We start from the raw sequence: 20823 nt of genomic DNA on the forward strand, positions 1-20823 counted from the left end.
AAGCTTTGTTAAGTCGATTGTTTGGATGGTAACGATCGGCTTAACCGATAGGTGCGGTGAAATGTATATCAAGAATCTGCAAACTTTTCTCGCGGTCGCCCGCCTGCTGAATTTCGGCGGCGCCGCCCAGACGCTCAATTATTCGCAGTCGACGGTGTCGGAGCATATTCACGTGCTTGAAGAGGAGCTCGGCGCACGGTTGTTCGAGCGGCTGGGCAAGAAGGTTTTTCTCACCGCCGAGGGGAGGAAGCTCCTGCCGCTTGCCGAGCGCACGGTGCGGGACGCGGAGGAGATAAGGGGGCTGTTCAGGGAGGACGGCGGAGTTTCCGGCTGTCTGAATATCGGCGCGGCCGAGTCGCTCTGCGTTTTTTGGCTGCCGCCGCTGTTGAAGGAATACCGGCTGCGCCATCCGCAGGTGCAGGTCAATATCAAGCTTGGCGGCTGCACGGAGCTGCCCCTGTGGCTGCAGCAGAATGTCGTCGATGTGGCGTTCGGCCTCAATGACGATGCCGGGCAGCAGCCTCTTCTGCGGCAGGTCGACCTGTTTCGCGGCGAGACGGCGTTCGTGGCGTCGCCGGAGCACGAGCTGGCAGCAAGAGGGGCGCTGTCCGCCGGGGATTTCGCCGGCCATACGCTGCTCCTGCCGGAAGGGGCCAGCGGGTATCCTACAGCCCTGAAAACGCTGCTGGCGGAAGCGGGGGTCAAGGCGGGCGCGGTGATGGAGTTCGGCAGCCTGGAGGCGATAAAGCTGTGCGTGAAAAGCGGGCTGGGGGTGTCGCTGCTTCCGGGAATAGCCGTCGCCGGGGATATCGGCCGCGGCGAGCTGGTGCAGCTGGCCTGGACGGGGGCCCCGATCGCTTTTCAGGCGCGGATGGTATTTCACCGCGAGAAGTGGCTGTCGCCCGCGCTGGCCGCGTTGGAAAAGGTGGTTTTGTCGTCTTTGTCCGCCGGGGGACTGTCCTGACCGCCGGAGGATGTCTGCCACGGGTCGCGGGTAAGAAAAGCAAGGCTGCCAAGATTTTTCTTGGCAGCCTTTTGGCGCTGCGGGGCGGTGATTATGTCATCTTTGGCCGATGGTGACAGGGAGAAAAACGGTTTTGCCGTCGCGGTAGACCAGCAGGACGACTTGTTCGCCGCTTGCCGATTTCATTACTTCCTGCTTTAATGCGTCAGGGTCGTTGACTTTTTGCTTGCCGTATTCGAGGATGATGTCGCCGCGCCGGAGCCCCGCCTTGTGGGCGGGCGAGTCTTCGACGACCGAGCTGACGAGGACTCCTGCGGGTTTTTCAAGCCCGAAGTAGCCGGCGAGTTCTTTGGTTACGGGCTGCATGTAGACTCCCAGCCACGGCCTGGACACTTTTTTCCCCTGGATAAGCTGGTCCAGCACCTGGGTGACGGTGGAGCTGGGGATCGCGAAACCGATGCCCTGGGCCTGGGCGTTGATGGCGGTGTTGATGCCGATCACTTCGCCCTGGAGGTTGATCAGCGGGCCGCCGCTGTTGCCGGGGTTGATCGAGGCGTCGGTTTGCAGGAGGTCGGTGAACTGGTTGCCGTTGATGTTGATCGGTCTGCCCTTGGCGCTGATGACGCCGACCGTGACGGTGTGGTCGAGTCCGTAGGGGTTGCCGATGGCTATGACCCAGCTGCCGGCCTCCAGTTTGTTGGAATCGCCGAATTTCAGGGTCGGGAGATTGTCGCCGGCGTCGATTTTAATCACCGCCAGGTCCAACTGTTCGTCGGAGCCGATCAGTTCGGCGGGATAGGGCTCTTTTCTGCTGGTGAGGTAGACGTCGATTTTGGTGGCGCCGCTGACGACGTGGTTGTTGGTGACGATGTAGCCGTCTGGGGAAACGATGAAGCCCGAGCCCAGGGCCTGGGCTATTTCCGGCCGGGCTTTAAACTGGTCGCCGAAGAATTCCCGGAAGAAGGGGTCGTTGAAAAACGGGTCGTCCTGCCGGCGCGTTTTGACCTCGGTTTCTATTTTTATAACAGCCGGTCCTGTCTGTTTGACGATGTTCTGGATGGTGCCGGGCCCGAGAAACGGATTCGGCGAGCCGGCCGGCGAGACCTGCGCGGCGGCGACGGGCGAGGATTTGGCGATGGAGACGGATAGATGGTATTTGTCGCCCAGAGCAAGGCCGGCAGTCAGGGCTATTGTTACGAATACCAAAGCAGCGCCCAGCAATGTTTTTCTTGTGAACTTCATAACATTTTACCTCCTGCCATAATTATTAGTTGATACTTTTTATTTTAGCAAAATTGCCACAGGCCCGCAAAATGACGAAGCGGGCCTGCTGCCGGAGTTAAGCCGCCGTAATCGCCGGGCCCGGCCTTATACGGGAAATAAGCGCACGAGAGAAGAATCGCCCGGGAGAGCCGGGGCGCGCCGCCGGTCAGGGAGCGGCGAACAGCCGATAGGCCGGCAGGGCTACGCACCCGAGGCTCAGGCCGAAAACGAACAGCGCCCCCGGTCTGTTGCCCTGCCTCAGCAGCCACAGCCCGTACGACAGGGCATGAACGCCCGTGCAGAGCGCCGCAAGCAGATAAAGATAATTCATTGACCCTCCTCAGTCCGCGCCTGCGCCCGGCTTGACGGGCGAGGTGCGCCACATCAGGCCGAACCTGCGCAGGCGGGTTTCCACCCGGACCTCGACGCTGGCCGTTTTGTACAGTTTCTCAAGGTTAAGGCCCTTCAGCTCCTGATAGTATCGCAGATGTCCGCGGACGTAGCGGCCGAAGCCGAAGACGTCGCTGCCCATGGCCTGCGTCCGGCGGATAAAATCCCAGATTTCCTCGGTGACCAGGGCGGAGACCTGCTTTTCGAGCAGTTCGCGGTATTCGTCCTGCTCGTAGTTGATCCCGCTGGGGTTGACGATGATTTCGCCTTCGAGGAAGAGGCTGATCTTGATCGCCTCCCGCCCGCCGGCCAGGGCGACGTCGATGCCGGGCGCGGCGCCGTTGCGGAGGGAGACCCGGATTATCTTCTCCGGCCGCAAGGGGTCGGCGAGGGAATAGATGTTGTTCCTGGCCTTGTTCTGCAGGGTGGCGAGGGTGCGGACCTCCCTGGTGCCGAGGACGCCCACCATCCGGTCGCCGGAGAAAACGGCGATGCCGGCGAATTCGGCCGGGTTAGCCCGGCCGGTCCTGGGTATGTCCCCCGCGAGGTAGGTGTCTGTTCTGCCTACGGAAGGCCGCTCGCCGACGGGCCTGTCCCGGCCGGTGAGGGGGTTGATGGCGACGTAGGTGGCGAAGGCGGACCGCCCGGGGTTCTTGAGGCCGAGATAGACGTCGTGGGCGTCGGTGCGCAGAAAATAGTTGTTGTCCTGGGCGCTCAGGGCGAAAGTCTCGAAGTATTTGGACAGCAGGTAGTCGATCCGAGGCGAACTGGCGGCGAGAAAGTCCGCCGCCCTTCCCTTGGCGACGTATATCTGGACGGTGCCGCGAAGCTCCCGGTAGCGGACAACGGGGTCGAGCACCGCGGCGATGCCTTTGCGGGCGAGCTCTTCGCTGACGACGATGGCTTTCAGGTGGGAGATGTTGGTGTAGCGGGAGATGCTGGAGGCGAGGAGGTTGCGGCTCTCGCCGGCGTTGGTCGCGATGTTGCCGTACAGCGCCCACGGGCCGGACGGCGCCGGCTGGCCGCCGCCCTGCGCCGACCCGACGGCGCGGGATACGGCGACGACATAGGTGAACCCGAGTTTGTCGCCGTCCGCCTGGTCGACGCCCATGGCGGTGATAAAGGCGATGTCCTCGGTCTCGCGGGCGCCGTAGCAGCCGGCGAGGAGCGGGCAAAGGAGCAATAGGGCGGCGAAGACCAGCGCTTTACGCCTCATTTCCGCCCCCCCTCCCGCCGCGCAGACGCCAGGCGGCCAGCAAGATCAAGGGCAAGCCGAAGGCGACGTAGGTCTGGATTGTGCCCTCCAGCATGAGGGTGAGATGGTTGGTGGTGGCGGCGTCGGGGATCAGCATGGCCAGCTCGACGGCGATGATGGCCAGCGGGAAGACGAGCGGCCGGACGGAGGGCAGGCCGAACAGCCGCGCGGACAGGTAGACGGCCAGAAAGAGGAAGAAGGCGATGATGGTCATGCCGTAAAAGGCCCAGATGAGGATAAAGAAGCTCTCGATCCGCTGGACGAAGCGGTTGAGGTACACGAGGCGCGTAAGCTCGAAGAACGGCAGGAGCTTCTCCGTCCCCACGGCCACGCTGAAAACCCCGGTGTAGACGAACAGGGTGACGGTGCGCACCGTGGTGCCGAGCGCGACGCCGATGACAGCCGCCTGTTTGAGCGTCCTGGTGTTTTGAAAGGACGGCGCGAGGATGGCGAGGATGAAGGTGCCGAGGAAGACGCCCGTGGTGCCGAAGCCGATTTTCACCACCGGCAGGCCGCTGCCCAGCCATGGCATGACGTTGTGGATGTCGAACCGCTCGTAAAGAGCGAGAAGGATGAGCGCGAAGCCGGCCATGCCGAACGTGAGGACGATTTTCGCCGCCCGCGCCAACGATTCGATGCCGATGCAAACGGCGATGGCGGCCATCAAGGCGAACCAGCCCATCGCGACGGCGATGTCGAGGTAGGGCAGGGCCGTGAGGAGGGTGTTTTCGGAGTACTGGCGCAGTTGGAGCACGCAGTTGCCGAAGAAGACGAGGATGAGCAACGCGGTCAGGAGATTGCCGGCGGCTTTGCCGAGGAGCCTGACCGCTACGTCGTACAGGTCACCGGGGACGCGGTCGAGGATGTAGATCAGGACGAATACCATCGCTAACGCGCTGGGGCCGGTGATCAGAGGCGTGAGCCAGCCGCCCGTCGCCGAGCGTTCGATGACGATCGACCAGATCGACAGGAAGAGCGGCGTGATGCCGGATATGAATACGAGCACGACTCCTTCGGCCACCCCCATCCGGCCCGGCCTATAGCCTGTCATCGGCATCGCCTCCTTCGGTCCATTCGCGACTTACGGGCGGCTGACGCCGCCGGTCGGCGACATTCAGCTTGTCGGGACGCCGCTCTTGGGCGAAGGGTGGCCCAAGAACGATGGTATCGCCGCCGGCCGCGGTTCGGGGAGCGACCGGCGCGAGCAGCGGCACGCCGAACGATTTGAGCGAGCATACCAGGACCAGGCCGGTGAAGACGAGCCCCGCGACCCCCAGCAGCCCCAGCACCGCCGCGGCCAGCAGGAAGGCGAAGCGCGCCAGCCGGATGACCATGCCGAGACGGTAGTCGGGGATGCCGAAGGAGGCGAGGGCGGTGATGGCGACGATGACGACGGTGACCGGGCTGATGAGGCCGGCGAACACGACCGCCTGGCCGAGGATGATGCCGCCGACGACGCCGATGGTCTCGCCGAGCAGCCCCGGTTTGCGGATGCTCGCTTCACGCGTGAATTCGAAGGAGATTTCCATTATCACCACTTCGACGATCGACGGAAAGGGTATTTTTTCGCGCGCCCCGGCGACGGTGAGGAGGAGTTCGGTGGGCATCGCCTCGGGGTGATAGTAAACGAGGGCGATATAGAGGGCGGGAAAGAGCACCCCGATGCCGACGGCAGCCAGGCGGAGCAGGCGCATGAGCGTGCCGGCCGGGGGTTTGAGGGCGAAGTCCTCCGGCGAGTGGATGAGGGTGAAAAGGCTGATCGGTACGATGAGTGCGAACGGGTCGCCGTCGACGAGGATGGCGACCCGGCCTTCGGCCAGGTGGGAGGAGACGCGGTCGGGCCTCTCGGTGGAAAGGGTCTGCGGCACGGGGATGCGGGGCTGGTCCTCGATGAACTGCTCGAGCGTGCCGGCGGTGATATAGTCGGTGCTTATGCCGCCTACCCGCCGCTTTACTTCGGCGACAAGGCGGGGGTTGGCCACCGACTGGAGGTACATCACCGCGCATTCGGTCTGGCTGCGGGTTCCGAGGACGAAGGTTTCGGTGACCAGGTCGCGGGACCGGAGCAGCAGTCTGACGAGGGCGACATTCATCTGCAGGGTGTCGGTGAAGGCGGACTGGTTGCCGCGGACGGTCTGCTCGATCTGGGGGCGGTTGACGGTCCGGTGTTCGAAGCCTTTGGTAAACAGGAGCGCGGCCCCGGCGGCCCCGTCGACGAACAGGGCGGTGTAGCCGCCGCTGACCCCCTTGACGACCGCCCGGAAGTCGGTGACCCGCAGGGCCTGATCGTTGGGCAGGTGACTGGTGAGCAATTGCGTGAAGACGTCGCCGCCCAGCTCCTTCACCTGGAAAAGCGGGGCCATGACTGTCGCGGTGATGTCCTTGGGGTCGACAAGCCCCCTGGTGAAGACCAGCATCGCCTGGCGAGGCGGATTGGCGGGCAGGGCGAATTCCCGGAGGATGATGTCTTCGTTGTCGGGGAGGCGGAAGAGCTCGCGGACGATGAGGGCGTTTTCCCCGAGGCTGGCGCTGACGGACCGCTCAAGCAGGTCGCCGCCGCTGTCGTAGGCGAGCAGGACGGGCGCAAGCTCCGCCTTCCTGGCTTCGAGGATTTTCACCTCTTCTTTCAACGCCCTGATCCCGGCGGGGTCCGGTTCCCGGCTCAAGGCCGCCTGCGCTTCGCGCATCCTGGTTTCGAGCTCGCGGGCGTAGCGGAGAAGGGCGGCGAGTTCGCCGGCGGATTCGGACAGGGCGGACGGCGCGGGCTTCCGGGGGGCGCTTTCGTCGAGGACAAAACGGTCCGGAGGCGACGGCCGGTACAGCAGCGCATTTTTCAGGGCAGAGATTAAGATCGTCAGAAGGTTTTTCACCCAGGTCACACCTTATGCCAGTATGTGGGTAGTATTCCTGTTTTATTCCCATCCATGCGGCGCGGGCCGCGACAGCCGCGCGCCGTGGCCGGAAAAGGGTCTTGCGGACGATCAAGGAGGCTCCGCCAGCAACGGCGAAGCCTCCTTAACTGCCCTACCCTATTCTGTTGCTTGCTATATTTTGAACTCGCCTACCGCCTGCGTCAGTTCCGCGGCCATTTTCGCCAGGGCCTGGCTTGAGGCGGCGATCTCCTCCATGGTTGCCGATTGCTCTTCGGTGGCGGCCGATACGTTTTGAGCCTGGTCGGCGGTAGCCTTGCTGATGACGTCGATCTCCCGCACCGAGGAAACGACCTGCCGGCTGCCGCCGGCCATCTGCTGGATGGCGGCCGATATTTCCCGCATCTGGGTCGACGCTTCGTCGACCGATTTGTAGATTACCTGGAAGGCACGGCCGGCGTCGTTGACGACTTCGGCCCCGATCCGCACTTCCCTGGTGCCTTCATCCATGGCGACAACGGCGCTGTCGGTGTCGCTCTGAATTTCGGCGATTAGTTCGGCAATCTGCTTGGCCGCTTCCTGGGACTGCTCGGCGAGTTTGCGGACTTCTTCGGCGACAACGGCGAAGCCGCGTCCCTGTTCGCCGGCCCTGGCGGCCTCGATCGCGGCGTTGAGGGCCAGCAGGTTGGTCTGGCCGGCGATGCCGGCAATGGTGTCGACGATCTGGCCGATTTCTTTCGACCGCTCGCCCAGTTTCGCGACAACCTGGGCCGACCGGGTTACTTTTTGCTCGATATTTTCCATCTGGGCGATGGCTCTTTCCACGGCCTGACTGCCGTCCTGGGCGGCGCCGGCCGATTGGGCCGAGGTGCCCGCGACCGCGTTGGCGTTGGACGCGATCTGCTGGATCCCGGCGGACATCTGCCCGACGACCGAGGCGGTATCGTCGACGGCCCGCATTTGCTTTTCCGCGCCGGCTGCAACGTCGGTGATGATTTGGGCCACCTGGTTGGCCGCCAGGGCCGACTGCTCGGCGCTGGCGGTGAGCTCCTGGCTGGAGGCGGCGACATGTTCGGTGCTGCTATGAATGCGCACAATCAGGTCGCGGAGGTTGTGCACCATTGCGTTGAAGCCGGTGGCAAGCTCGGCGATCTCGTCGCGGCCGTCGGCTTGCGCCTGGACGGTAAGGTCCCCGTTGGCGAGGAGGTTAACCTGATTGGCAAGGCTTTCGATCGGTTTTGTTATCCGTTTGACGACGATGAAGGTGACGACGATGACGATGACGACGGAGATGACCGCCACCAGGATGAGCAGCCACCGCAGGTGGGCAAGGGGCGAAAAGACGACGTCTTCCGGGACGGTGATCGCCAGTATCCAGCCTGTGGGCGGCACTTTCTGGAATACGGTCAGCATGGCCGCGCCGTTTTGGTTGTGGCGGACAAAGCCCTGGCCTTTGTCGATCATTTCCCGGTAATAGGCCGAGGCGTTCTTGAGGCTGTCGTCCTTGAAGATGTTTTTGTTCACCAGCGCAGCGTCGGGATGGGCCAGCATCAGCCCTTTGGCGTCGAACAGAAAGGCGTAGCCCGCGCCGTGCATGTTGATGGTCTTTATATTGTCGACGAGTGTCTGCAGCAGTATGTCGGCGGCGATTATGCCCCGCATCTGCCCGGTCGCGCTCTTGAACGGCATGCCGACGGAAACCGCCATTTTGTTGGTGACCTGGTCGAGGTAAGGGTCGGAAAATACCAGTTTGCCTTGAGAGGCGGCGGATTTATACCAGCTACGGGTGCGGGCGTCATACCCCGCCGGCGGTTTCCAGCCGCTCCCGTCCACCAGCTTCCCGTCGGTCGAGCCGAAATATACGTCGGACAGTTCTTTGTCGACTGTTTTGTAGCCGGCGAGCATGGGCTCGGTGATCCCGTTGTCGCCGAGTGAGCTTTGCAGCGTTCCTGCGGTCATTTCCAGCATCTTGGCCTTGCTTATGAGCCAGCCTTCAAGTTTGTTGGCATGGGAATTTACCGTTGCCAGCATTTCGGCGTTGATATCCGCGGTTATCTGGTCCTTGGCGAATATGAAACCGGCAACAGACGAAAGGAGAAGAATGAGTACCGCCATTGTTGAAAAAGTGATTGTCAGTTTTGCCTTCAAGCTCAAAATAATCGCCCCTTTGCTGAAGTGCTTCCCGGTGTTGCCACGGGTGGCCGCATACTACTCACTTTACCATAATATAAAGAATTAGACAAAGAAACTTCTACCAAAAGACATAAAACGCCATTCGCAGAGATTTTTCCGGCGAATAGAAAACCCCTTCCGGCCTTGTTCGGCTAGGAGGGGCTGTCGCCGGTCCGAGGGGGGGCTAGGCTTTCTCGTCCATGCGGACGGGGGCGGGCCGGGCGGCGTAGGCGCGGGTCACTTCGTCGGGCTGCCGGTCGATGAGGAGCTCTTGTTCGCTTTTGGGCCCGGCGCTATCCGGCGGGAGGGCGCGGAAAAAGCCGCGCGCCGCTTCGGCGGAGGGGAAGATGGCGAACAGGCCGGTGAAGCCGGTCATGTCGAAGATTTCGAGGATGCCGGGCTTGAGGGAGCATAGGACGAGGCTGCCGCCGGCTTTGGCCGTCCGCTTGAGGGCGGAGAGGAAGACCCGGAGGCCGAGGCTGGATATGTATTCGGTGGCGGCGAAGTCGCAGATTATGCCGGTGCGGCCGTCGTCGAGCAGGCCGTTGAGCAGGTTTTCCAGCGCCGGGGCGGTAGAGACGTCGATGCGGCTCGCCAGTTCGACGACGGGGATGCCGTCCAGGTCGGTTATCCGCATGCCGTTTCCCCTCCTTGGGCCGCGACCGGCGCGCCGGTGGCGGGGATGATGAGGACTTCGCTGTCGGCGAGCTTAGCTTCGAGGCCGGCTTTGATCCTTTCGATGCTTCGCTGGACCTGGCTCATTTTCAGTTCGCCGTCGAATTCGAGGAAGAGCTGAACCGATGTTTTGTCCGCGTCCCGCCGGAGACGGACGGCGTGGCAGTCGGCGTATTCGTCGAAGTGGGCCGACAGTTCGCGGAGGACCTCGACCCGCAGGGCTTCGTCGTGGTCGTAGTAGCGGTAGAGGCCGGTGAGCCCGACCGCGTCGAAGGCTGCGCGCACTTCCGGCCGCATGAGGCAGAAGGCCATCTGCCCCTGGGCGCGGTGGAGGTCCCTGAGGACCGCCAGGAGCATGTCCAGGGCGGCCTGGGGGACGGCCGCGGTTTGGGAAAAGTTGCAGAGGATGTTGCGTGTTCCCGCGGCGATGAGTCCGCGCAGGGCGGTTTCGAGGGCGGCGACGGCGACGCCGTCGAGGTTGGCCGGCACCATGACGACTCTGGTGGCGCCGAGCGCGTGTATCCCGATATCCAATACACCAGCCTCCCGGATGTGGATTTGCGGCGGCCGGAGCTTCGGCGAAGGGCCGGCCGCGACGGTATAAGATACCAATTCGACGCGACGCGGCGTTGTCCTGTCGGGCGGCGGACGCCGGCTTTGTTTGCCGCGGATGGCGGCCGCGCGGGCGGGCCGGCGGGAAAAAAGGATGCAAGCGAAGGCCGCCGGCGGGGAATGCTAAGGAAAAAGTACCGGGAGGGGCTTATGGAACGCGATGTGACGCCAAGGCTTACGTGCGCGGAGGTCGGCTTTTTGTGGGACCATTATATGGGCAATTCGCTCAACATCGGGATGCTGAAGGTTTTTCTCGCCAAGGTGGAGGACAGGGAGGCCGAGATGGTGCTCCGCTACGGTTATGAGGCGGCGCTGAAGATCGACGCGGCGATATTGGCCATCCTGACGAAGGCGGGTTATCCCCGCCCGCAGGGGTTCACGGACGCGGATGTGGACACGGCCGCGCCGCGCCTGTTCGAGGATACGGGCTGCCTGTACTACGTGAAGCGGATGGTAAAGCTGGCCTTGCCGGGGGCCGCCGAGGCGCTGGTGAACTCACAACGCCAGGATGTGAGGGCTTTTTTCTCGATGTCGGCGCGACTGGGCGAGGAGCTGGACAACCGGGCGACGCACGTGCTGCTGACGAAGGGGCTGTTGGTCCGCCCGCCGTATCTGCCTGTCCAAAAGGAGACGAAGACGGCGAGAGAGGAGTTCATGGGGAGCGTGCTGGGCGGAAACCGGCCGCTGCTGGCGATCGAGGCGGCCCACGTTTTCGGAAATATGATGAACAACCTGTTCGGCAACCACGTGGTGGCGGCCTTCAGCCAGGTGGCGCGGGCCAAGGAGCTGCGGGAGTATTTTTACCGCGGGATGGAGATCGCGAACAAACATATCAAGGTGTTTACCGATACGCTCCACGATTCGGGGCTGAAGGCGCCGTCGACGTGGGACGCGATGCCGACGCTGTCGAAGACGCCGCCGTTCTCGGACCGCCTGATGCTGACGCTGGTGACGGGCGTGACGGCGATGGGGCTGGGCCACTACGGGCTGGGGCTGGCGGCGAGCATGCGGCAGGACCTGGCGGCGATGTACGCGCGGCTGATGACGGAGGCGGGGATGTACCTGACGGACGGGACGGCGCTGCTGATCAAAAGCGGCTGGCTGGAGGAGCCGCCGGGGGCGCCGGACCAGGCGGCGCTGGCGCTGGCGGAGCGGTAGGGATAGGCGAAGCGGCCGGGGAAACCCGGCCGTTTTTTGTGTGGGGGATGTTAAGGTAAGCGGGGCGATGGCCTGCCCTATTTTCAGTCCACCCTGATGTCGTCGACTTTTTCGAAGAATTTGTCGACTTTGCCGGGCGGGCCGGAGATTTCGAAGTCGTTGAGCCATTTGCCCTTGCCGGCGAAGCGCGTTTCGACATGGGAGAGGCTGACGCCGGCCGCGTCGGCCAGCCGCCGGACTTTGTCGACCGGCATGCCGGTGGTCAGCGCCTTGGTGGTCGTGAGTTTGCGCATGAGGCACCCCCTGGGGATGAAATACCGTTCTTATTTTATCATACCGCGGCGGGACGAGTATACGCGGATGGTGCTGAAGCGGACGGATGCACCAGGCGAATTTTTTGGAATATTCTGGAGGAAATGGTGAATTTATGACGAAGGTTATAGATTATTATCGTGTTGGGAGATGTAGCCATGGATTGGAGCCGGCTGGTCGGCGACGAGGCGAGCTACCCGCTCGAACACAGGATACTAAACACGGTCCTGCTGATCGGCATCCTTATCTCGCTGGTCACCGTCGGGTCGAATTATCTGCTGGGGTTCAGGCTGCCGATGCTGCTGAGCGTGGTGGGCTGCGTCGTCCTGGGGGCGTCGTATTACCTGTCGGTGGCTAAACGGGCGTACCGGGCGGCGCTGTTGCCGGGGGTGGGCTTCGCCTTCGCCACTTTTCCCGCCCTGTGGATCGCCAACGACGGAATTTTCGGCTCGGTGCCGTTCTATATCATAGTCTTCGCGGCGATGATTTCGGTAAGCGTGCGAAACGTGCGGTGGATTTTCGCCCTGGTCGGCGGCATGGCGGCGGTAACGGTGGGCCTGATGGCGACGGAATACTATTTTCCGCAGGTTATCGCTACAAATCCGAACCGGGGCGAATTGTTCATGGATAATTTCATCGGCCTGATGGCGGCGGTCGTCGTCGTCACCACGCTGTATGTGGTCATCCTTAACTACTACCGCCGGGAGCACCGGCGGGCAACGGACTATCTGGTGAGGCTGGAAAGGCAGGAGATCGCGCTGGAGCTGGCCCGCCTGGACCGGCTGAACCTGATCGGAGAGATGGCGGCGAGCATCGGCCACGAGGTCCGCAACCCGCTGACGACGATCAAGGGTTATCTGCAGTTTTTCCGCAATAAGCAGGAGTATTCCCGCTACTGCGAGCATTTCGATCTGATGATCGGCGAGCTGAACCGGGCGAACGCGATCATCACGGAGTTTCTGAGCCTGGCGAAGAACAAGCGGGCGGCGCTGGCGCCCTGCAACCTCAATCAGGTTCTGGAGCGGATATTCCCCCTGATCCAGGCGGGCGCGCTGGCGGACGGCAAGGAGCTCGCGCTGAAGCTCGGAAAGTCGCAGCCGGTGGAGGCGGACGAGGGCGAGGTGAGGCAGCTGGTGCTGAACCTGGCCGGGAACGCCCTCGACGCGGTGGAGCGCGGCGGGAGGGTGACGGTCGGCACGTACCGGGACGGCCGGCAGACGGTGCTGTTCGTGAGCGACACCGGCGGGGGAATCCCCCCGGAGATTTACGCCAAGCTGGGGACGCCGTTCGTGACGAGCAAGGAGAAGGGCACGGGGCTGGGGATACCGATCTGTTTCCGGATCGCGGAGCGCCACGGGGCGATGATCGAGGTGGACACCGGCGCGACGGGGACGACGTTCCGGGTGAGGTTCCCGGCGACAGGGCCGCGGGAGACGGAACAGGCCGGGGCGTAGGGGCCGCAGGGAAAGACGATTCGGGTGCCGCCACACGCTTCGGGTTGGGAAAAAGAAAATTTTGCGGGACAAGGATATAATTGACTGGTCAGTCATTTTTTTGTCACACTTCCAGATTATACTGAGGCTAGGGTCAGATAATCGCGGGAGGGATGAAGGATGAACGGGCTGGTCAAAAAGGTGATAGTGTATTCGCTGGTGGGCTGCCTGCAGCTCGGGACGGGCGCGGCGGCGGTGGAGGCGGCGACGCGGCACGACGACGACCGCCAGCGGCATGAGCAGCGGGACGACAGGCGGTACCAGGAGCAGCGCGAGAAGGAGCGCCGCCACCAGGAGGAGCTGCGGCGGCAGCAGGAACAGCGCGAGCGGGAGCGGCGCCATCAGGAGGAGCTGCGGCGGCAGCAGGAGCAGCGCGAGAAGGAGCGCCGCCACCGTGAGGAGATGGCGCGGCACGAGCGGGAGATGCAGCGCCGGCAGCACGAGAACGAGCGCGAGTGGCGCGAGCGGCAGGCGCGGGAGAATGAGCGGCACGAGCAGGAAATGCGCAATATCGGGATAGCGGTGGTGCTGCTGGTGATCCTGGCGTCGCAGGGAGATTAGCGGACAGCCGCAGGCGAAAGGACTTCCCACGGAAGTCCTTTTTTGCGTTCTTCAAAGGTATGACGACCGGCGCGGATAGAGAGGCGCGGGCGGCGGGAAATATAGATGGTGAGGTTATAGAAATCCGGCAAGCCAGGGCAGAGGACGATGAAACCTTATCAGGCGCAGAAAATGAATCCCCGCAGGCCAAAAGGAGTCATGAATTCGCTGGCCACGAATTATTTCCACCTGCGCAACCCGTGGACGATAGCGTGGTGGTCGGCGTCGTATCCGGGCTTCGGGCATATCAGCATGGGCAATTACGTGAGCGGCTTTCTGCTGTTTTTCTGGGAGATGACGGTCAACACCAAGGCGAGGGTGAATCTGGCCATCCTGTACAGTTTCACGGGACGGTTCGAGCTGGCGAAGGAGGTCGTCGACAACCGCTGGCTGCTGATGTATGTGCTGGTGTTCATCTTCGCGGTGTGGGACAGCTACCGGCTGGCCATCCAGTTTAACCAGCTGTCGCTCCTGGCGGACAGGCACGGGCAGACGCTGCCGCCGGTGAGCATGTCGTTCATGGAGATAAATACCCTGGACCGGCGCGCGCCGTGGGTGGCGGTGGCGTGGACGGTCGTGGCGCCGGGACTGGGGCATATCTATACCCACCGGATACCGACAGGGTTTTTCCTGGTGATCTGGTGGATGGCGATCGCTTATCATTCGCACCTTTTCGAAGGGGTCCAGTATTCGGCGCTGGGGCTGTGGGAGCAGGCCAAGGCGGCGGTCAATCCGCAGTGGCTGATGTACCTGCCGTCGATCTACGGGTTCGCGGCCTATGACGCGTACGTGAACACGGTGGAGTACAACCGGCTGTTCGAAAAGGAGCAGGACTCGTTTTTCAAGGAGAAGTATCAGGACCCCGATTTCAGGATGCCGACGGAGGAGGCGGCGGATATGTATGTAACGGCGTCGTTCGAGCACTCGTTAGAGCTGGAGCTGGCGATCAGCGAACTGGAGCAGATGGGGATCGCGCCGGCCAGTATCTGCGCGGTCCCGATGAACGCGCCGCAAGGGAACGTGAGGATGTTCGACACCATCCACCGGGCGGACGGGCTGAGCATGTTCGATCTGCCAACGGTGCTGGGGACGATTTTGATGCTGTTCGGGACGATGTGGGGGTTCATGTGGACGTGGGGGCCGATCGTGTGGAGCCTGATCGGGCTGTTCGCGGGCGGGGCGCTGGGGTTCGCGGCGAAGTATCTGCTTTACAGGGTGTACGCCCGGAAGCCGCCGCCCGGCAAGCTTACGGAGGTGGTGCTGATCGTGGGCTGCCGGCGGGCGGAGGCGGAGACGGTGGAGCGGGTGCTGGCCGGCCATTGCGCGCTGAGCATCGGCCGTAAGGAGTAAACGGTGAAAGATAAAAAAAGAGACTCGCCGGTAATCGGCAAGTCTCTTTTTGGTTATTATTCAGCGCCCGCGATACCGTTCCCGGTATGTCCATACCCGCTTCTCGCAGGTGGGTGTCCTGGCCGTGTTTTTGCCATCCGCTCAGAGGCGGCCCGACAGCCGCACGGGCACCGGACTCCCTTTTATTCAATGTAGGTTGGACATATTCGGGTGGCGCGTATCCCAGGCATTTTCGCCAGGTGACGACATGAGTAATCTTAGCATAGCGGCCGCCGGGAGGCAAGGGCGGCTATCGGCCGCGGGACGCATCCGCCCCTCTCCCTCCCTGCCGCGTGCGGCCGGACGCTTTTATGCGCCGGGATGCGCGTGTTTTTCGCACAGGTAGGTGACGATGAAGGGCGGGGTGCGGTCGGCGCGGAGGAGGGCGAAGCCGGCTTTTTCGAGGAGGCCCTGCATTATCCAGTCGAGGGTGGGGTGCTCGTCGCGGAGGGTGGTCGCGGTGTCGCGGGCGACTTTTTCGCCGCCGGCGGCGGCGATGGCGTCGACGACGCCGGCGAAGTAGCGGTCGAAGTCGCCGGTGTCGGACGGAAGGACGGCGTCCTGGAGGAGGAGGCGGCCGCCGGGCCTGAGGAGGCGGTGGACCCTCGTAAGGGCGATGTGCTTCCAGAAGTCGGGCAGGTGGTGGAGGGCGAGCTGGGAGAGGACGGCGTCGAAGGAGGCGGCGGGGTAATCGCAGGTGAGGAAGCCGGCCTGGGCGAAGGCGATGTTGGCGATGCCGCGCTGCCGGGCTTTGGCGGCGGCGCAGGTCAGCATTTCGCCGGAGACGTCGACGGCGTGGACGGCGGCGCAGCGGGCGGCGAGGCCGAGGGCGGTTTCGCCGGTGCCGCAGCCGAGGTCGAGGAGGGTGTCGGCGGGGCCGAGGCCGAGGCTGTCGCCGATTTTGGCGACTTCGCCGGCAAAGTCGCGCATTTTCCGCATGTAGGCGTCGTAGGCTTCGACTTCGCCGGCGGAGGAGAAGTCGACGCCGGAGTGGCGCTGTTCGTCGTAGCGCCAGCGCGGGTCGGGAAGCATGGCGTTCACCTCTTTCCGGGTTATGAAGGGAAGGCTCCTGACGGTCTGAGCCGACAGGAGCCTCGGGAGGGGGTAATATGCTAGAGGATGATTTTGAAGAACAGCGGCAGGTAGACGACGGCCGCGTAGACGAGCAGCAGGGCGGTGAGGAAGGGGATGACCGAGCGGCTGATCTTTTCGATCGAGACGCCGGAAACGGTGCTGGCGACGTAGAGGTTGATGGCCACCGGCGGGGTGACCATGCCGATCGCCAGACCGAGGACGATCATGAGGCCGAAGTGGATGAGGTCGACGCCGAGCTGTGTTATGAGGGGCAGGAAGACCGGCGTGAGGAGGATGAGCGCCGAGGCGGTCTCCATGAAGAAGCCGGTGACGAAGATGACGCAGTTGACGAGGAGCAAAAGGACGAGTTTGTTGTCCGACAGGGCGAGGATGCTTTCGGCGATGAGCTTGGGGATCTGCCAGTTGGCGAAGATCCAGCTCAGGGCCGAGGATACGGCGATGATGAACATGATTACGGACATGGTGATCGCCGAGCGGGCGAAGATGCGGAAGATGTCCTTCCAGCCCATGTCGCGGTAGACGAAGACGGCGACGATGAGCGCCCAGTCGACGGCGATGACGGCGGCTTCGGAGGGGGTGAAGTAGCCGGAGAAGATGCCGCCGAGGATGATGATCGGCGTGAGCAGGCCCCAGATGGCGTCGGCGAAGGTTTTGCCGACGTTTTTGAGCGAGAAGGGGGAGCCTTTGGCGTAGTTCTTTTTGTAGGCTATGTAGAGGCCGACGGCGATAAGCGCGAGCCCCATGAGCACCCCGGGGACGAAGCCGTTGAGGAACAGCTTGGCGACCGACTGGTCGGCGATGACGCAGTAGAGGATCATCGGGACCGAGGGTGGGATGACGACGCCGATGCAGCCGCCGGCGGCGATGAGGGCCGCCGAGGAGGGGACGTCGTAGAGTTTTTTGCGCAGTTCGGGGATGAGCGGGGTGCCGACGGCGGCGGTGGTCGCCGCGCCCGAGCCGGAGATGGCGGCGAAGAACATCGACGCGAGGACGGCGACGACCCATAGCCCGCCTTTGAGGAAGCCGAGGATGGAGTCGGCGAACTGGACGAGTTTTTCCGATATCTTGCCCTGGGCGAGGAGGTCGCCGGCGAGGATGAAGAAGGGCACGGCGACGAGGGGGAAGGAGTCGGCGCCGGCGAACATCCGCTGCGGCAGGACGAGCATGGATACGTCCTGGGTGACGAGGATGACGACGGCGGTGAGGCCGATGGCGACGGCGATCGGCAGGCCGAGGAAGAGGAGCACGAAGAAGGTGCCGAACAGGATGCTTATCATGCCTCTCCCTCCCCGGTCGCGACCCGCCGCACCTGGCCGGCGATGCCGGCCAGGGCGTGGATCATCATGATCACCATGCTTATCGGGATGCTGTAGTAGATGTATTTCATCGGGATGCCCATGGCGGGGGATATCTGGAAGACCTGCAGGCTGATCATTTCGATGCCGTAGTTGGCGGCGGCCGCGAAAAAGACGAGCGACAGCAGGTAGGACAGGGTCACGAACAAGGCGCGGATTCTTTTGGGAAAGGCGTCGATCACGAAGGTGATGGCGATGTGGTTGCCGCGCTTGTAGGCCAGGGTGGCGGCGAAGAAGGTGCCCCACACCAGGAGGTAGCGGGACAGTTCCTCGCTCCAGGTCAGGGCGGCGAAGAACACCCGGCAGATGACCTGCAGCGTGGTGACGACGACCATGGCGCACATGATGAAGACGACGAGTCCCAGGGCGGCCCTGTCGGTGTATTCGCTGACGGCGTTTAGCAATGTTTCAAGTTTCGCCATCGCGGTCCCTTATTTCTTCGCTTTCTCGATGTCTTGCAGCAGGGAGCCGAATTTCTGGCCGTATTTGTCGTAGACGGGTTTGACGGCCGACTGGAAGGCCTTGCTGTCGGGCTCGATTATTTCCATGCCTTTTTCTTTGAGGGCTTTCAGCTGACCGGCCATCTGCTCGGCGTTCCATTTGCGCTCATGCTGGGCGGCTTCCTGGGCGGCTTTGACGATGATGGCCTGGGTGTCTTTGTCGAAGCCGGCGAAGATTTTCTTGCTCATGAGGAAGAGGGCCGGGGCGTAGGTGTGCTTGGTCATGGAGAGGTATTTCTGGGTTTCGTTGAGTTTGAAGGCGTAGATGACGTTGACGGGGTTTTCCTGGCCGTCGATGGTGCCCTGCTGCAGCGCGGTGAGGGCTTCGGTCCAGGCCATGGGAACGGCGTTGGCGCCGAGGGTTTTGAAGGTGTCGATGTAGACGGGGTTTTCCATGACCCTGATCTTGAGGCCCGCCATGTCGGCCGGCGATTTGACGGCTTTTTTGGAGTTGGTGAGGTTGCGGAAGCCGCGTTCGGCGTAGGCGAGGCCTTTGAGGTTGATGGCGTCAAGTTTGGCGAGGACTTTCTGGCCGACTGCGCCGTCGAGCACTTTGTAGGCTTCTTCAGGCGAGGCGAAGAGGAAGGGCATTTCGAAGACGGCGAGCTCGGGCAGGAAGTTGGCGACGGGGCCGTTGGTGATTACGCCCATGTGGACGGTGCCGAGCTGCATGCCTTCGATGAGGGTGCGCTCGTCGCCGAGGGAGGCGTTGGGATGGATTTCGACTTTGACCATGCCTTTGGTGCGCTGTTCGACGAGTTCTTTGAATTTGAGGGCGGCGATGTGGAAGCCGTCTTTTTCGTTTACGACGTGGGCGAGTTTGATGGTTTTCGGTTCGTTTTTGGCGGGGGCGGGCTTGGTGCCGCCGCCGCAGGCGGTTACCAGGAAGGTGACGGTGAGGAGCAGGGCGACGACGAGGATGAGTTTGTTTTTCGACATGGGGGGTTCCTCCTTTAAATTGTTATTGCTGGGGCGCCTTCAAGACGGCGCCGGTGCTGGCGGATGTGACCATGGCGGCGTATCTGGCCAGGTAGCCGCCGGTGACTTTGGGGGCGGGCTTTTTCCAGGCGGCTTTGCGTTTGGCGAGTTCGGCGTCGCTGATTTCGACGTTGAGGCTGCGGCCGGGGATGTCGAGTTTGATGACGTCGCCGTCGCGCACGAGGCCGATGGGGCCGCCGCTCATGGCTTCGGGGGAGATGTGGCCGACGCAGGCGCCGCGGGTGGCGCCGCTGAAGCGGCCGTCGGTGAGGAGGGCGACTTTGAGGCCCATGCCGGCGATGACGGCGGTGGGGTTGAGCATTTCTTTCATGCCTGGGCCGCCCTGGGGCCCTTCGTAGCGGATGACGACGACGTCGCCGTCTTTGATTTTTTTGCCGAGGATGGCGGCGATGGCGTCGTCTTCGGAGTCGAAGACGCGGGCAATGCCTTTGAAGACGAGCATGTCGTCGGCGACGGCGCTTTCTTTGACGACGGCGCCTTCGGGGGCGAGGTTGCCTTTGAGGATGGCGATGCCGCCGGTCTTGCGGTAGGGGTCGGCGACGGTGCGGATGACTTCGGGCCGGGCGATGGCGGCGTGTTTGATCCGGGTGGCGACGGTGCCGGCGACGGTGACGGCGTCGGTGTGGATGAGGCCGGTTTTGGCGAGTTCTTTCATGACGGCGTTGATGCCGCCGGCTTCGTTGAGGTCCTGGAGGTGGTGGCTGCCGCCGGGGCTGAGTTTGGTGATGTAGGGGGTTTTGGCGCTGATGGCGTCAAAGAGGCTGAGGGGCAGCTCGATGCCGGCGTCGTGGGCGATGGCGGGCAGGTGGAGGACGGTGTTGGAGGAGCCGCCGATGCCCATGTCTACGGCGATGGCGTTTTCGAAGGCTTTCTGGGTCAAGATGTCGCGGGGTTTGATGTCTTTGGCGATGAGGGTCATGACGGCTTCGCCGGCTTTTTTGGCAAGGGCGCGGCGGGCGCCGAAGTGGGCGGCGGGGATGGTGCCGTTGCCGGGCAGGCCCATGCCGAGGGCTTCGGTGAGGCAGTTCATGGTGTTGGCGGTGAAGAGGCCGGCGCAGGAGCCGCAGCCGGGGCAGGCGGCCCGTTCGAGGCTGTCGAGCTCGGCGGCGGTGATTTTGCCGGCTTCGAAGAGGCCGGCGGCTTCGAATGCCTGGCTGACGCTGATGTCTTTGCCCTGGTGGCGGCCGGCGAGCATGGGGCCGCCGCTGACGACGACGGCGGGGATGTTGACGCGGGCCGCGGCCATGAGCATGCCGGGGACGATTTTGTCGCAGTTGGTGATGAGGACGAGGCCGTCGAAGCTGTGGGCGACGGCCATGGCTTCGATGGAGTCGGCGATGAGTTCGCGGCTGGGGAGGGGGTATTTCATGCCGTCATGGCCCATGGCGATGCCGTCGCAGATGCCGATGGCGGGAAATTCGACGGGGGTGCCGCCGCCGGAGGCTACGCCGAGTTTGACGGCGTCGGCGATGTCGCGGAGGTGGAAGTGGCCGGGGATGATTTCGTTGAAGGCGTTGACGACGCCGACGAGGGGTTTTTTGAGGTCTTCGGGGGTGTATCCCATGGCGTTAAAGAGGGCGCGGTGGGCTGCGCGGGTTGAGCCTTTTTTGACGATGTCGCTGCGCATTTGATCCTCTCCCTTGTTTTGGTTTTGGTTCCATATTACCGGATATTGTCCGATAATTATTTCAATTATTTGTGGAAATTTTGAAAAATCGTGC

General features: G+C 63.0%; 19 protein-coding genes and 1 other RNA gene. 5 read left to right on the forward strand and 15 right to left on the reverse strand.

The window, feature by feature from the left end:
* The first annotated feature begins 61 nt into the window (after window positions 1–61).
* Window positions 62–964 carry a LysR family transcriptional regulator gene (locus tag Q4T40_12380; protein MDT8902044.1) on the forward strand — a complete coding sequence of 301 codons (903 nt, stop codon included), beginning with the start codon at window positions 62–64 and terminating at the stop codon, window positions 962–964.
* 96 nt (window positions 965–1060) lie between these two features.
* Here the strand turns inward: Q4T40_12380 and Q4T40_12385 are convergent, their stop codons facing one another.
* The 8 genes from Q4T40_12385 to Q4T40_12420 all read right to left on the reverse strand — a co-directional run bounded on the left by Q4T40_12385 (window position 1061) and on the right by Q4T40_12420 (window position 10123).
* Complete coding sequence (locus Q4T40_12385; protein ID MDT8902045.1) at window positions 1061–2206, reverse strand: trypsin-like peptidase domain-containing protein; 1146 nt, start codon at window positions 2204–2206, stop codon at window positions 1061–1063.
* A 187-nt stretch (window positions 2207–2393) separates the two neighbouring features.
* Entirely contained in the window at window positions 2394–2558 is a 165-nt protein-coding gene (locus tag Q4T40_12390; protein ID MDT8902046.1) for a hypothetical protein, read from the reverse strand.
* Between the two features lie 9 nt (window positions 2559–2567).
* A complete protein-coding gene (locus Q4T40_12395; GenBank protein MDT8902047.1) occupies window positions 2568–3833 on the reverse strand; it encodes a Ger(x)C family spore germination protein in 1266 nt (421 codons plus the stop codon).
* Window positions 3823–4923: a GerAB/ArcD/ProY family transporter gene (locus Q4T40_12400; protein MDT8902048.1), complete on the reverse strand. Its 1101-nt coding sequence runs from the start codon at window positions 4921–4923 to the stop codon at window positions 3823–3825. Before Q4T40_12400 ends, Q4T40_12395 begins: the two co-directional genes overlap by 11 nt.
* Window positions 4910–6742, reverse strand: a complete 1833-nt coding sequence (locus tag Q4T40_12405) for a spore germination protein (protein ID MDT8902049.1) — start codon at window positions 6740–6742, stop codon at window positions 4910–4912. Before Q4T40_12405 ends, Q4T40_12400 begins: the two co-directional genes overlap by 14 nt.
* A gap of 174 nt (window positions 6743–6916) precedes the next feature.
* The gene (locus Q4T40_12410; protein MDT8902050.1) at window positions 6917–8896 is read right to left on the reverse strand and encodes a methyl-accepting chemotaxis protein; all 1980 of its coding nucleotides are present in this window, start codon (window positions 8894–8896) and stop codon (window positions 6917–6919) included.
* A 202-nt stretch (window positions 8897–9098) separates the two neighbouring features.
* Window positions 9099–9551, reverse strand: coding sequence for an STAS domain-containing protein (locus tag Q4T40_12415; GenBank protein MDT8902051.1), 453 nt, complete (start codon window positions 9549–9551; stop codon window positions 9099–9101).
* Entirely contained in the window at window positions 9542–10123 is a 582-nt protein-coding gene (locus tag Q4T40_12420; protein ID MDT8902052.1) for a hypothetical protein, read from the reverse strand. The genes Q4T40_12415 and Q4T40_12420 overlap by 10 nt, the downstream gene beginning before the upstream one ends.
* A 228-nt stretch (window positions 10124–10351) precedes the next feature.
* On the opposite strand from Q4T40_12420, the gene Q4T40_12425 reads away from it, so the two are divergent.
* A complete protein-coding gene (locus Q4T40_12425; protein MDT8902053.1) occupies window positions 10352–11359 on the forward strand; it encodes a DUF3231 family protein in 1008 nt (335 codons plus the stop codon).
* A gap of 83 nt (window positions 11360–11442) precedes the next feature.
* Here the strand turns inward: Q4T40_12425 and Q4T40_12430 are convergent, their stop codons facing one another.
* Window positions 11443–11652 (reverse strand): hypothetical protein, encoded by a 210-nt coding sequence (locus Q4T40_12430; GenBank protein MDT8902054.1) that lies wholly within the window; start codon window positions 11650–11652, stop codon window positions 11443–11445.
* Window positions 11653–11829: 177 nt separating this feature from the next.
* Here Q4T40_12430 and Q4T40_12435 point away from each other — a divergent pair, with 177 nt between their 5' ends.
* The 3 genes from Q4T40_12435 (at window position 11830) to Q4T40_12445 (ending at window position 15114) form a co-directional block, all read left to right on the forward strand.
* On the forward strand, window positions 11830–13125 hold the full coding sequence (locus Q4T40_12435; GenBank protein MDT8902055.1) for an ATP-binding protein: 1296 nt from the start codon (window positions 11830–11832) through the stop codon (window positions 13123–13125).
* A gap of 159 nt (window positions 13126–13284) precedes the next feature.
* Window positions 13285–13725: a hypothetical protein gene (locus Q4T40_12440; GenBank protein ID MDT8902056.1), complete on the forward strand. Its 441-nt coding sequence runs from the start codon at window positions 13285–13287 to the stop codon at window positions 13723–13725.
* A 198-nt stretch (window positions 13726–13923) separates the two neighbouring features.
* Complete coding sequence (locus Q4T40_12445) at window positions 13924–15114, forward strand: hypothetical protein (GenBank protein ID MDT8902057.1); 1191 nt, start codon at window positions 13924–13926, stop codon at window positions 15112–15114.
* 60 nt (window positions 15115–15174) lie between these two features.
* On the opposite strand, the gene ssrS is transcribed toward Q4T40_12445, so the two are convergent.
* From ssrS to ilvD, 6 genes are all read right to left on the reverse strand, one after another.
* A non-coding RNA gene (gene ssrS / locus Q4T40_12450) (6S RNA) lies at window positions 15175–15346 on the reverse strand.
* Between the two features lie 116 nt (window positions 15347–15462).
* Window positions 15463–16185: a class I SAM-dependent methyltransferase gene (locus tag Q4T40_12455; GenBank protein ID MDT8902058.1), complete on the reverse strand. Its 723-nt coding sequence runs from the start codon at window positions 16183–16185 to the stop codon at window positions 15463–15465.
* 80 nt (window positions 16186–16265) lie between these two features.
* Window positions 16266–17525 carry a TRAP transporter large permease gene (locus Q4T40_12460; protein ID MDT8902059.1) on the reverse strand — a complete coding sequence of 420 codons (1260 nt, stop codon included), beginning with the start codon at window positions 17523–17525 and terminating at the stop codon, window positions 16266–16268.
* Window positions 17522–18025, reverse strand: a complete 504-nt coding sequence (locus tag Q4T40_12465) for a TRAP transporter small permease (protein ID MDT8902060.1) — start codon at window positions 18023–18025, stop codon at window positions 17522–17524. Before Q4T40_12465 ends, Q4T40_12460 begins: the two co-directional genes overlap by 4 nt.
* Before the next feature lie 9 nt (window positions 18026–18034).
* Entirely contained in the window at window positions 18035–19042 is a 1008-nt protein-coding gene (locus Q4T40_12470; GenBank protein ID MDT8902061.1) for a TRAP transporter substrate-binding protein, read from the reverse strand.
* A gap of 22 nt (window positions 19043–19064) precedes the next feature.
* On the reverse strand, window positions 19065–20729 hold the full coding sequence (gene ilvD, locus Q4T40_12475; GenBank protein MDT8902062.1) for a dihydroxy-acid dehydratase: 1665 nt from the start codon (window positions 20727–20729) through the stop codon (window positions 19065–19067).
* Between the last annotated feature and the right edge of the window lie 94 nt (window positions 20730–20823).

Source organism: Selenomonadales bacterium 4137-cl (assembly GCA_032334055.1).
In the GTDB taxonomy this organism is placed as follows: Bacteria; Bacillota; Negativicutes; order Sporomusales; family UBA7701; genus Anaeroselena; species Anaeroselena agilis.

Excerpts from the sequence above, each read along its gene's own strand:
- Q4T40_12470 (MDT8902061.1), bottom strand. The coding sequence starts at position 19,042 with ATGTCGAAAAACAAACTCATCCTCGTCGTCGCCCTGCTCCTCACCGTC.
- Q4T40_12465 (MDT8902060.1), bottom strand. The coding sequence starts at position 18,025 with ATGGCGAAACTTGAAACATTGCTAAACGCCGTCAGCGAATACACCGAC.
- Q4T40_12460 (MDT8902059.1), bottom strand. The coding sequence starts at position 17,525 with ATGATAAGCATCCTGTTCGGCACCTTCTTCGTGCTCCTCTTCCTCGGC.
- Q4T40_12395 (MDT8902047.1), bottom strand. The coding sequence starts at position 3,833 with ATGAGGCGTAAAGCGCTGGTCTTCGCCGCCCTATTGCTCCTTTGCCCG.
- Q4T40_12445 (MDT8902057.1), top strand. The coding sequence starts at position 13,924 with ATGAATTCGCTGGCCACGAATTATTTCCACCTGCGCAACCCGTGGACG.
- Q4T40_12440 (MDT8902056.1), top strand. The coding sequence starts at position 13,285 with ATGAACGGGCTGGTCAAAAAGGTGATAGTGTATTCGCTGGTGGGCTGC.
- Q4T40_12435 (MDT8902055.1), top strand. The coding sequence starts at position 11,830 with ATGGATTGGAGCCGGCTGGTCGGCGACGAGGCGAGCTACCCGCTCGAA.
- Q4T40_12430 (MDT8902054.1), bottom strand. The coding sequence starts at position 11,652 with ATGCGCAAACTCACGACCACCAAGGCGCTGACCACCGGCATGCCGGTC.
- Q4T40_12415 (MDT8902051.1), bottom strand. The coding sequence starts at position 9,551 with ATGCGGATAACCGACCTGGACGGCATCCCCGTCGTCGAACTGGCGAGC.
- Q4T40_12380 (MDT8902044.1), top strand. The coding sequence starts at position 62 with ATGTATATCAAGAATCTGCAAACTTTTCTCGCGGTCGCCCGCCTGCTG.
- ilvD (MDT8902062.1), bottom strand. The coding sequence starts at position 20,729 with ATGCGCAGCGACATCGTCAAAAAAGGCTCAACCCGCGCAGCCCACCGC.
- Q4T40_12400 (MDT8902048.1), bottom strand. The coding sequence starts at position 4,923 with ATGACAGGCTATAGGCCGGGCCGGATGGGGGTGGCCGAAGGAGTCGTG.
- Q4T40_12390 (MDT8902046.1), bottom strand. The coding sequence starts at position 2,558 with ATGAATTATCTTTATCTGCTTGCGGCGCTCTGCACGGGCGTTCATGCC.
- Q4T40_12425 (MDT8902053.1), top strand. The coding sequence starts at position 10,352 with ATGGAACGCGATGTGACGCCAAGGCTTACGTGCGCGGAGGTCGGCTTT.
- Q4T40_12385 (MDT8902045.1), bottom strand. The coding sequence starts at position 2,206 with ATGAAGTTCACAAGAAAAACATTGCTGGGCGCTGCTTTGGTATTCGTA.
- Q4T40_12455 (MDT8902058.1), bottom strand. The coding sequence starts at position 16,185 with ATGCTTCCCGACCCGCGCTGGCGCTACGACGAACAGCGCCACTCCGGC.